This window comes from Parasedimentitalea maritima, from assembly GCF_005771405.1.
Lineage (GTDB): Bacteria > Pseudomonadota > Alphaproteobacteria > Rhodobacterales > Rhodobacteraceae > Parasedimentitalea > Parasedimentitalea maritima.
Genome location: NZ_VAUA01000008.1, coordinates 246941 through 257139, shown reverse-complemented (window position 1 = coordinate 257139; position 10199 = coordinate 246941). Strand labels below are relative to the sequence as shown.

Here is a 10199-nt window from a genome sequence, read left to right as displayed (position 1 = left end):
TGGGAGAGCTTTTACAACTTCCACCGACCTCACGGCGCACACGACGGAAAGACGCCTTACGAAGTCCTCAGGGAAAAGCTATAGTCAACAAACGGGATGTACCACGGGTAACCGCACCTTACAAAATGTGGTGCGGGTGAAGGGACTCGAACCCCCACGCCTCGCGGCGCCAGAACCTAAATCTGGTGCGTCTACCAATTCCGCCACACCCGCACTCTACGCTCAGGCTATTTGCCTAGCGTGAGGGGCTGATAGCAAAGCTTTCTCTGGGATGCGAGAGGAAATCTGCACTTCTTGCAAAACAATTATGGCAGGGCTGCAACAATTTCTCGCATTTTCATAGATTGTTTACCGTTGGCCACAAAAGACCACGACAGTTGCACGGAAATGCCACAATCTGACGAAAAAAAAATACCGAGGCAGACAGAGCGAGAACGCTATGACAACGCAGAGCAAAAAGCCTGTGCAAGGCATGATTCCGGTTAAACATCAAAACCATACATCTGCGGAGGCTTCACCCTCGGCTGGGTTAATGCGCGATACAATAGTGCTGACGCGCCAAGGCGACGTTGCGGTGCAAGACATCCGAGCAGGTGATCATGTCATTACCCGTGGAGCCGGTATGGTCCAGGTTCATTCCATTACCCGGCAGCGAGCATTTCAGCGGGCAATCTCGATCGCGGCCGGATCACTGGGCGACACCCGCCCCGACTGCGACATTGTTTTGCCAGCTGACCAAAAGGTTTTGATCCGGGATTGGAGGGCGCAGGCGTTGTTTGGTCAGGATCAGGCCCTGGTGGCGGCTTCGTCGCTGGTCGACGGAGAGTTCATCATCGACCAAGGGATGCAGGTGTTAGAGCTATATACTCTGGAGCTGGGCCAGTCCCATGTCATCTATGCTGGAGGGCTGGAAGTGGCTGGAGCATTCGAGCCCGTTCAAGACCTCCGCCCGGCTGCCTAGAGCCCAAGATCACGGAACACCGCAGGCAGTTGCTCGGCCAGATCTTCCGCTATCAGGCCTGGACCAAATTTCCGGGCACATTCGACATGCAACCATGCGCCGGTCTCTGCAGCCTGCATCGGCGAGAACCCACGCGCCAACAGGCCGCTGATGAACCCCGCCAGAACGTCGCCTGACCCTGCTGTTGCCAGCCAAGGCGCGGCGCGATCATATTGGGCCGAGTTGATCGAACAGCGCCCATCAGGATCAGCGATCACCGTATCCGGCCCCTTGAAAAGTACCACACAACCTGCACGGGCTGCGGCCTCTCGCGTGGCATCAACCTTGGAGTAAGCCGGGCCGGTGACGGCTGGTGCGGCTAGTTTCTCGGCAATATCGGGGAACAATTTGGTGAATTCTCCGCCATGCGGGGTAATCACGCAATCCTTGTGCAAAAGACCAAAGAGTACATCAGGATTGGCGCTAAACCGTGTCAGGGCATCTGCATCCAACACCGTTGGTCGATTTGCCTTTAGCGCGGTTAATACCAATGCCTGTGTATCCGCCCGAATGCCAAGACCAGGGCCCAAGCATATGGCATTGAACCGCATGTCTTCCAAGACTTCAGTCAGCCCCAGTGCGCCATCAATTTGCTTGAGCATAACAGCCGTCAGGTTGGCGGCATTTTCCAGCATGGCCGAGCGAGGAGAACCAAGAGTGACCAAGCCTGCCCCAATACGAAGCGCCCCACGAGCGGCAAGTCGAGCGGCGCCGGTGCTTCCATGAGAGCCCGAGAGAACAAGGGCGTGGCCGTGGTGGTATTTGTGACCGTCTTGGTCCTTACGAAACCAATTTGGGTGCAATCTACCTATTAGTTTGGTCAAGGCCTTCCAGTTATCTTTGCGCCACTCTTTTTCCTCACTCAACCCAATGTCTTTCACAACGACTTTCCCACAGAGCTCAGCCCCCTCTGACAGAAAATGACCTTGTTTCGATTGGTGAAAACTCACAGTTAGATGGGCTGAAGCAGCAAAACGATAGTGGGCGTCTTCATGAGGGAACTCTTTGCCGCTGTCCGAACATATGCCACTTGGAAAATCTACGGCGACAATGGCTGGTCTTCCGCGCTTATGGCCGAACTCAATGCCAAAGCCGTCAACCATATCCTCCATGTTCCAGTATAGATTGCCCAAGTCCGGAGACGGGCGTGACAATCCGGTGCCAAACAACGCATCGACCAAAAGGTCACATCCCCAGCCTTCTCCCCTTGTATATTCAGACAATGGGGCCACCCGTCCGGTCTCACTCCACCGCTCATAATTCGCCTTCGCATTCGGCGGCAATTTGTCAGCATCCCCATACAGAAACACCTCCACCTCGCAGCCGCGCTCTTTCAACAGTCGCGCAACAACAAAACCGTCGCCACCATTGTTTCCAGGTCCACACAAAACAACGGCTTTGCGGTCCCCGCCCTCTAGCTCCGGCCATTCCTCAAAAATTGCTTCGACAACCCCCTGCCCGGCCCGCTCCATCAGCTCCAGCCCGGTCACCTCACCAGACTCGATTGCAGCCTGTTCAATCGCACGCATTTGGGCAGCAGTTAGCAGTTCAGTCATCTTCCAGCCTCATCGATTCAATTTCGCACATAAATTAGGCGTAGCGCTCTCAAATTAAGCAGGTCATCGCCGAGCAATTGATGATTTCCCACCTTCGCCACGGTATACATTGCTGTTCCTAATAAGAAGTGTTCTGACCAGCCTCGACAAGCTGTGAGGAGCCCGTGACATGAAAAAGATCGAAGCCATCATCAAACCGTTCAAATTGGACGAGGTGAAGGAAGCGTTGCAAGACGTCGGTGTACAGGGGCTTTCTGTCATCGAAGTCAAAGGTTTTGGCCGCCAGAAGGGCCACACGGAATTGTATCGCGGCGCCGAATATGTGGTGGATTTCCTGCCCAAGGTGAAGGTTGAAGTTGTGCTGGACGACGATCAGGTCGATGCCGCCATTGAAGCCATCGTGGACGCCGCAAAAACAGACAAGATCGGCGACGGTAAGATTTTTGTCTCCCCCGTCGAACAAGCCATTCGTATTCGGACCGGCGAGACCGGATCTGACGCGCTGTAAACAACAGCACTTACACACATAACGACTATCTAATCAGAAGGACCAAGGGAATGAGCGTAGAGGCAGTTCTCAAGACACTGAAAGACGACGATGTGGCCTATGTCGACATCCGGTTCACAGACATTCGCGGCAAGTTGCAGCACGTGACAGTTGACGTGGATCTGGTTGACGAAGACTTCCTTGAAGAAGGCTTTATGTTCGACGGGTCATCCATCGCCGGCTGGAAGTCGATTGAAAATTCTGACATGAAACTGATCGCAGACACTACAAGTGCCTATATCGATCCGTTTTATGCCGAGAAAACTCTGTGTATCCATTGTTCGATTGTTGAGCCTGATACTGGCGAAGCCTATGAGCGCGATCCACGTGGTACAGCCCAGAAAGCTGAGGCTTACCTGAAAGCATCCGGTATCGGTGACGTTGCTTATATGGGTCCAGAAGCTGAGTTCTTCCTGTTCGACGACGTGCGTTTCAGCAACTCGATCAACAAAGTGTCCTATGAAGTAGATGCATCCGATGCGTCCTGGAACACCGACACCGAGTATGAAATGGGCAATATGGGCCACCGCCCTGGCGTCAAGGGTGGCTACTTCCCGGTCAACCCTATCGACGAAGCTCAGGATCTGCGTTCGGAAATGCTGTCGACCATGAAGCGTCTGGGCATGAAAGTGGACAAGCACCACCACGAGGTTGCGTCTTGTCAGCACGAGCTGGGCCTTATCTTTGACAGCCTGACCAAGCAGGCCGACGAGCTGCAGAAGTACAAGTATGTGATCCACAACGTGGCACATGCTTATGGCAAATCCGCAACCTTCATGCCCAAGCCAATCTACGGCGACAACGGCACCGGCATGCACGTGAACATGTCGATCTGGAAAGATGGCAAGCCCCTGTTCGCTGGCGATAAATACGCTGATCTGTCGGACGAGGCGATCTATTTCATTGGCGGTATCCTGAAGCATGCCAAGACCCTGAACGCCTTTACCAACCCGGCGACCAACAGCTACAAGCGCCTTATCCCCGGCTTTGAAGCCCCAGTTCTGCGCGCCTATTCGGCCCGCAACCGGTCGGGTTGTGTACGTATCCCATGGACTGAATCGCCAAAAGCCAAGCGCGTCGAGGCTCGCTTCCCGGATCCAGCCGCCAACCCCTACCTGTGCTTTGCAGCCCTGCTGATGGCTGGCCTGGACGGCATCAAGAACAAGATCAACCCTGGCGAAGCCATGGACAAGAACTTGTACGATCTGCCTGCCGAAGAACTGGCTGATATCCCAACCGTCTGTGGCTCGCTTCGCGAAGCTCTGGAATGCCTGGCTGATGATCACGACTTCCTGTTGCAGGGCGACGTGTTTACTAAAGACCAGATCGACGGCTACATCGCACTGAAGATGGAAGAAGTTGAACTGTTCGAACACACCCCACACCCGGTTGAGTTCGGTATGTACTACAGCTGCTAAGCTAAACGGTGCGTGCAAGCACGCACCCTACACAAATACCTGGGCGTCCCAATTGGGGCGCCCTTTTGTTGTTTATTTACCCCTTGCCCCGGCCGCCTCACGGCTGTATCCCCGCGCGTTCCCTCACTTGCCTGGAGACCAACATGAGCGCGCCCAACACCCTCGGCATCGACTTTGGAACGTCAAATTCCGCCGCTGGTATTGCGGTAAACGGAAAGCCTTGGCTGGTAGAACTGGAACCCGGGCAGACCACTTTGCCCACGGCCGTCTTCTTTGAGGAACAGCCACGCAGAATGCGTATTGGTGCCAGCGCGACAAGTGCACTGATTTCCGGCGAGGAAGGCCGGTTCATGCGGGCCCTGAAGAGCCTGTTGGGAACGCCATTGCTGCGCGAAGAGCGACGGATCAATGGCGAGCGGATCGATTTCATCGAGATCATTGCCCGCTTTCTGCGCGAAGTGAAATCGCGGGCCGAAGCAGCGACCTACCAAGAATTCACCCATGCCCTCTCTGGGCGACCGGTGCGGTTTCACAGCAGCGACGAGGCCCGCAATGCCCAGGCCGAGGTTGATCTGCGAGATTGCTATCTGGCAGCCGGCTTTCAAGATGTGAGGTTCATGTTTGAACCGGAAGCTGCAGCGCGGGCGACAACACCCGACGACGGGATCGGACTGATCGTTGATATTGGTGGCGGTACTTCCGATTTTTCACTTTTCAGTCAGAAAGACACCGGAGAAACGGAAATTCTGGCCAGTTATGGTCTGCGTATCGGGGGCACTGATTTTGACCGTCGCCTGAGCATCGATCACGTGATGCCATTGCTGGGTCGTGGCAGCGCAATCCGCAATGCCTTTGGTGCAGGCACCCTGCCCGCACCGGCCAAGATCTTCAATGACCTGGCAACTTGGCAGATGATTCAGTTTCTCTATGCAGCGGACAGTCGCCACAAGGCAAAAGACTTGGCTCGAAATGCGGCCGAACCCGAAAAACTGGCACGTCTTGTTACTGTGCTGGAAGATGAATTGGGGCATGATGTTGCTTTTGCTGTCGAGTCCGGAAAAATTCAAAGCAATCAACCCGATCACCCTGCCCCGCGCATTGATCTAAAGGAGCTGGAGCGCGGCCTGATGGTCCCCTTAAGCGCCGAGGTTTTGCAGGATTCACTGCACGAACAAGTCGCCGAGATCGCCGTTGGCGCACAGGAGACCCTAAAACTAGGCCGGATTGACGCTGCACAGGTTGACAGAATTGTTCTTGTTGGTGGCTCATCCTTGATGGCCGTGGTGGAGCAACAAATGCGTCAACTATGCCCCGACGCCAAAGTTCTGAAGGCCAATGCCATGACCGCAGTTGCTGATGGGTTGGCAATTTCGGCAGCAACAGCCTTTGACTGACGCAGCAGCTAATCATATTTCGGGTGGTTTTTCAGGCTTCAGGCACTAGGCTCAGTTAAGTTCATTAGTGAAAGACTGTATTATGCGTTTGCCCCTGTTATCCGCCTTGTTTTGCGCCTGCCTGTCTGCCCCGGTTATTGCGGCCCCCTGTGGCAATAACTCCGCCGGGTTTGCCGCCTGGAAAAATGATTTTGCCTCTGAAGCCAAACGCGCTGGAGTAAAAAAACCAGGACTGCAGGCGTTGGCAAACGCTCAATATGCCAGTCGGACAATCTCGGCTGATCGCAACCAGAAAAGCTTCCGCTACACGCTAGAGAAGTTTATGGAAATCCGCGGCTCCTCCACCATTGTTGCGCAGGGCCGTCGACGCAAGGCGCGCAACCCTGAGTTCTACGCGGCACTGGAACGTAAATATGGTGTGCCAGCCGGTGTGCTTATTGCCATTCACGGCATGGAGACCGCCTTTGGTCACTTTATGGGTGACAGTCAGATCGTCCCGGCAATTACCACCCTGGCCTATGACTGCCGGCGTTCAGAGTTTTTTGTTCCCCACGCTATTGGCGCACTCAAGCTGGTTGATCAGGGCGCAATCACACCAGCAACCCGTGGCGCCAAACACGGCGAGCTTGGCCATACGCAGTTTCTACCTGGTAACGCTCTGAAATATGGGGTCGACTGGGGCGGGGATGGTCGCGTTGATTTCTACGATATGGCCGATGCTTTGGCATCGACCGCCAACTACCTTCGCAAAAAAGGTTGGAAAAAGGGAAAGGGGTACCAACCTGGTGAGCCCAACTATTCAGTTTTGAAGGAGTGGAATGCAGCGACCGTGTATCAACAGTCACTGGCTATCATGGGTGCCGGGATCGACCGCTAACCCCTTGTGCATCAGATGTATGCCATTTGTTTTTGACACTGTTAGACCGGCTGAAAATATGCGCACTTTCGGAACGCCCACATTTGGCCGAAAGAGACTGTTCAGCTTGACGCAATAAACAATCATTCCTTCTAGGCGTGATTGTAACGGCTTTGGCAGCAATGTGGCCAGTATCTGCCAACATTCAGCCGCAATTCCATCTCAAAGAACATCGAACTTCGTGCAACCAATTGAAATTTATTCAATTTTTCACTACTCCATCAAGGCTCCATATTGAAAACGATCTCTTAGTATTTCCGGCTATCCCGCCTCACTTTCAGCATGTTCGACAGCTATTGTTTCCTAAGAAGAAACCCGAGCGGAGGATCCTGACGGTGGCCCATACAACCAAATTTCATGGTGGTCTAACTTATTACGGACTACCCGGCAGTGCACTTGCCAAATGCAGCTGCACCATTGCCGACACGCTGGAAGAATACGGCCATTCGGTAGATCAGTTTAGCGCCCACGACAGCGACGTGATTGCACTGGCATGTGATCAATATCGTCTAGTTTTGCGCATGGATGACCAACCCAGCGACATTCAGGCAGGCAAAGTTCGGGCTGGACCGCAGCGCGTGGTCATTTCATTGCAGCCCAATTTTCCCAAACACTGCGACGCGGAATTGAGCGAAATGCTTATGTCGATCATGCTGTATCGTTTAGTGAATATGCTGGGGGCTGAGCATATCGAATGGATGACCCCAAGTGCAAAACTCACTCGCAAGCAGTTTCTTGGTGTCTTTGCCAAAATCCGCCCCATGCAGACTCCGCAGCCGATCTCGGCAAATGAACGCTTTGCACCTATTGAACAAACTGCTGAAGAACTGGATCAGCATTGTTCGGCGATGCAAAATGTCTCGGTCGTGCCGACGACCAAAGCGGTACCGTCTCAACGTTTTGCATCATGGGCCGGAATACTTATGCGAAGTTCTGAATTTGGCTTTGTCACACGTGTCCCACCGCTGACTGCCTGCGCTGTTCTATTGCAAAGCTCGGGTGTCATCTAAAACGACTGGTCTTTGAGACCACCACTCAAAGGCCGTACATCCGTTTATTGTTTTCCCCACTGCGCAAACACATTGGCACGCGTCACCACATGAGTGTGGATACAAAACACCACGGCACGGCTCTCAGGCAGGCGTAAGATCATCTGTTTCTCACTACGCATATAACCCGCCTCAGCTTCATTTACTTTATCCCGTGGCTGGTGCTGACTACGCGGTTGGAACAAACTTGGGTCGTGGTACCACAAGCTATTAAACCGCCACAGCGGCCGCCCCACCTGAACCCCGTTAAACAACCGCTGAACCCGCTTCCCTATGCCAACGTCATACTCAGCTACGGTTTGGTGTATCCCTATCAGTGGTTTCAAATATTTTTCAGACAGGGTCCAACTCGCAGGAAAACACAACACTGCCCCTGTCATCACATGTTCATCGCCCTGTTTTTCCAGAATACAGAAATCCTGCTGGGTGATACGTCCCAAGGTTCCAAGTGGATCTTCCCAATCCAACTCGATCCCGCTCTCGTCTAACCGCTCCAGCTGATCTCCTCGGTGTTGCGGGTAGAGGTGCTCCAAAACCAGATGCAACAACTCCTGTGCTGCGGGCATCGCGTGATCAGCTAACATCAACACCTGATCCCGGTGATGGGCCAGTAACCGTTCCCGTTCCTTCATCTGGGCAGAAAAGGCATCATCAGGCAGCAGCCAATCCTGCGGTGCAAGCGGCTGAATCCCCGGTAGCGCCTTTGTGCTGAGTGGATTGTAGGGAATTTGGGTTTGCAAAATCGTGGTCATGCTTCTGCATAACATTCCCAGCCCTTAATGCCAGCACCCCCATGCCCGGCTGCGAAACTAACACGACCTTCGTCCAAAGATGTGAGAGCCAAAAACGACCACTGCAATCGTCGTATTCAGCGCGGATTCACCCGTCGCATGATTTCAGACTGGACAGGACTGTGCAGAAAGGAAGCCCCCCATGACCGAGCACTACCGCGACACGCGAAAAATTGACCCCAACCGCGGTGCGCAGCTGGGCGATGGCAGCCCGAATGACAACAATAGGATAGAAATCGGCCCAACACAGCTTGCACTGACTGAATGGCAGGCAGCGGGGTCGCAATTGCCAGACCTGGAGCAAATGCGCAGGTTTCGGTGGCAACGGCTCACTCAGGCAATTGTGGACCGTGGTTATGGCGGGTTGCTGATGTTCGATCCTTTGAACATTCGCTATGCCACTGACAGCACCAACATGCAGCTGTGGAATACCCATAATCCGTTTCGGGCAGTTCTGCTTTGCGCGGATGGTTACATGGTGATCTGGGATTACAAAAATTCGCCTTTTTTGTCGACATTTAACCCACTGGTACGCGAACAAAGATCCGGCGCAGATTTGTTCTACTTCGATCGCGGCGACAAGGTGGATGTGGCGGCAGATGTCTTTGCCAACGAAGTACGCCAACTGATGCACAAGCATGCTGGTGACAACAAGCATTTGGCGGTGGACAAGATCATGCTTCACGGGCTGCGTAGCCTGGAGGCGCAGGGTTTTGAGATCATGGAAGGTGAAGAAGTCACCGAAAAAACCCGCGCCATCAAAGGAAAGGATGAGATTCTCGCCATGCGCTGCGCACATCATGCGTGTGATGTCGCAGTGGGGGAAATGGAGTATTTTGCCCGAGCTAATGTCGGGGATGGAAAGACGTCAGAGGATGACATCTGGGCGGTCTTGCATGCTGAAAACATACGTCGCGGTGGGGAATGGATTGAAACCCGGCTGCTGGCCTCGGGCCAACGGACCAACCCCTGGTTTCAGGAATGCGGCCCACGGATCACTCAACAAAATGAGATCATTTCCTTTGATACCGATCTGATAGGTTCATATGGCATTTGCATCGACATTTCGCGCAGTTGGTGGATCGGTGATCAGAAGCCGCGTGCGGATATGATCTATGCCATGCGCCATGCCCATGACCACATCATGACCAATATGGAGATGCTGCGCCCCGGCGTGATGATCCCTGAACTGACCGCCAATGCACATCGGTTGGATGACAAGTTTCAAGCGCAAAAATATGGGTGCTTGATGCACGGCGTGGGATTATGTGATGAATGGCCACTGGTCGCCTATCCGGATAAGGCAGTACCGGGGGCCTACGACTATCCGCTGGAACCCGGTATGGTCCTATGTGTAGAGGCCTGTGTTGGCGAGGTTGGTGGCGATTTTTCGATCAAACTGGAAGATCAGGTACTAATCACCGAGGATGGATATGAAAATCTGACCCTATATCCCTTTGATAGCGAACTGATGGGAGAATAGGCCTACATAGTAACCTCCGATCCTTGGCCCTTCCGTTGGGAGGGA

The 10199-nt window shown here is 53.7% G+C and carries 9 protein-coding genes, 1 tRNA gene and 1 pseudogene; 8 read left to right on the top strand and 3 right to left on the bottom strand.

Features of this window, described 5'->3' with window-relative positions; translation table 11 throughout:
• Positions 1-84: pseudogene (locus FEE96_RS16715) on the top strand (IS481 family transposase); the annotation flags it as partial.
• Between the two features lie 44 nt (positions 85-128).
• Here FEE96_RS16715 and FEE96_RS16710 read toward each other — a convergent pair.
• Positions 129-213 (bottom strand) — tRNA-Leu (locus FEE96_RS16710).
• A 319-nt stretch (positions 214-532) separates the two neighbouring features.
• Between FEE96_RS16710 and FEE96_RS16705 the strand changes: the two genes are divergently transcribed.
• Positions 533-961, top strand: a complete 429-nt coding sequence (locus tag FEE96_RS16705) for a Hint domain-containing protein (RefSeq protein WP_246079487.1) — start codon at positions 533-535, stop codon at positions 959-961.
• Here the strand turns inward: FEE96_RS16705 and FEE96_RS16700 are convergent.
• A complete protein-coding gene (locus FEE96_RS16700; RefSeq protein WP_138164259.1) occupies positions 958-2556 on the bottom strand; it encodes an NAD(P)H-hydrate dehydratase in 1599 nt (532 codons plus the stop codon). The genes FEE96_RS16705 and FEE96_RS16700 overlap by 4 nt on opposite strands.
• A 169-nt stretch (positions 2557-2725) precedes the next feature.
• Here FEE96_RS16700 and FEE96_RS16695 point away from each other — a divergent pair, with 169 nt between their 5' ends.
• The 5 genes from FEE96_RS16695 (at position 2726) to FEE96_RS16675 (ending at position 7841) form a co-directional block, all read left to right on the top strand.
• Positions 2726-3064, top strand: coding sequence for a P-II family nitrogen regulator (locus tag FEE96_RS16695; RefSeq protein WP_108800222.1), 339 nt, complete (start codon positions 2726-2728; stop codon positions 3062-3064).
• A 50-nt stretch (positions 3065-3114) separates the two neighbouring features.
• Positions 3115-4521, top strand: coding sequence for a type I glutamate--ammonia ligase (glnA, locus tag FEE96_RS16690; protein ID WP_138164258.1), 1407 nt, complete (start codon positions 3115-3117; stop codon positions 4519-4521).
• A 143-nt stretch (positions 4522-4664) separates the two neighbouring features.
• Positions 4665-5915, top strand: a complete 1251-nt coding sequence (locus FEE96_RS16685; RefSeq protein ID WP_138164257.1) for an Hsp70 family protein — start codon at positions 4665-4667, stop codon at positions 5913-5915.
• Positions 5916-5997: 82 nt separating this feature from the next.
• Complete coding sequence (locus FEE96_RS16680) at positions 5998-6792, top strand: lytic murein transglycosylase (protein ID WP_138164256.1); 795 nt, start codon at positions 5998-6000, stop codon at positions 6790-6792.
• A gap of 374 nt (positions 6793-7166) precedes the next feature.
• On the top strand, positions 7167-7841 hold the full coding sequence (locus FEE96_RS16675; RefSeq protein WP_138164255.1) for a hypothetical protein: 675 nt from the start codon (positions 7167-7169) through the stop codon (positions 7839-7841).
• Positions 7842-7885: 44 nt separating this feature from the next.
• Here FEE96_RS16675 and FEE96_RS16670 read toward each other — a convergent pair whose 3' ends face one another.
• Complete coding sequence (locus tag FEE96_RS16670; RefSeq protein WP_138164254.1) at positions 7886-8632, bottom strand: heme-dependent oxidative N-demethylase family protein; 747 nt, start codon at positions 8630-8632, stop codon at positions 7886-7888.
• A 181-nt stretch (positions 8633-8813) separates the two neighbouring features.
• On the opposite strand from FEE96_RS16670, the gene dddP reads away from it, so the two are divergent.
• The gene (gene dddP / locus FEE96_RS16665) at positions 8814-10154 is read left to right on the top strand and encodes a dimethylsulfonioproprionate lyase DddP (RefSeq protein WP_138164253.1); all 1341 of its coding nucleotides are present in this window, start codon (positions 8814-8816) and stop codon (positions 10152-10154) included.
• Positions 10155-10199 lie beyond the last annotated feature (45 nt).